Raw genomic sequence first — 536 nt, 5'->3', positions numbered from 1 at the left:
TTAAAATCGTACTTGGCGCCGCTCAACTGATCGATACTTGATCAACTAGCGCAAAGAATGATCATGCGTCGGCCCTGTATCCCGGCCCATTTAAAGTCAATTCCCGAGCGGTCTCCCCACAGCCCCATCGGGAATTGGCTTTTCAGCCTAATAAAACCTAAAAAAACTGGAAAATGGAGTGTTCGCTATGATTGGAATCGAGTTACTTGTGGTGCTCGCCGCTATCTATCTGGGGGCCCGGATAGGCAGCATAGGTATCGGCTTTGCCGGTGGTCTGGGGGTATTGGTGCTGACCTGGGGGCTGGGCATGCCCATCCCGAGCGATCAGCTGGTGACTTATCTCCCGTGGGACGTGATCATGATCATCGCGTCCGTCATCTGCGCCATCGCCTGTATGCAGCTGGCCGGCGGGATGGATTATCTGGTGCACCTGGCCGAAAAAGCCCTGCGCAAGAATCCCGGCCTTGTTGCACAATTCCAAAGCAGGACAGCAGTCTCTCAGGCGCCGATTTCGCTCAGTTGACCTGTTGTCGTAC

The 536-nt window shown here is 54.5% G+C and carries 1 pseudogene; it reads left to right on the top strand.

What is annotated here, in order from left to right:
• Positions 1–187: 187 nt before the first annotated feature.
• Positions 188–460, top strand: a pseudogene (locus OKB81_RS20740) (anaerobic C4-dicarboxylate transporter family protein); the annotation flags it as partial.
• Positions 461–536 lie beyond the last annotated feature (76 nt).

The organism is Aeromonas sp. QDB56, assembly GCF_027705505.1.
Classification (GTDB): Bacteria; Pseudomonadota; Gammaproteobacteria; order Enterobacterales; family Aeromonadaceae; genus Aeromonas; species Aeromonas caviae.
The sequence above is the reverse complement of the archived record's forward strand: the minus strand, read 5'-3'. Positions and strand labels throughout refer to the sequence as shown.